The organism is Gilvimarinus sp. 1_MG-2023, from assembly GCF_030548285.1.
The window spans coordinates 1-229 of sequence record NZ_JAUOSC010001897.1 but is presented as its reverse complement, the minus strand read 5'-3'; the positions used below and the strand labels follow the sequence as shown (position 1 = coordinate 229).

The 229-nt window shown below is 54.1% G+C and carries 1 protein-coding gene; it reads left to right on the top strand.

The window, feature by feature from the left end:
* Positions 1-207 (top strand): hypothetical protein (locus tag Q4563_RS23290; RefSeq protein WP_303606238.1); only part of this gene is annotated, 207 nt, incomplete at its 5' end.
* Positions 208-229: the final 22 nt, after the last annotated feature.

The following is a 229-nucleotide window of genomic DNA, read 5'->3' as shown; positions in this document are numbered from 1 at the left end:
CCACAGACCTGGCGCGATTTTGACCACCAGAGCGTACAGTCCGTGTATGTCGTCAAAGGCAAACACCGGGCGACGGTACTGGCAGACAAGTTTAATGAAGACTACTTTGAAGTCCTGCTGAGTATTCCGGGTAAGACGGCGGCCAAAACCTATGAAGAATGGTCAGCCACCCGACAGGCAGCGGGCAAGTCGCTCACGCTGAAATGATCGTATGATCGATCCGCTCAGG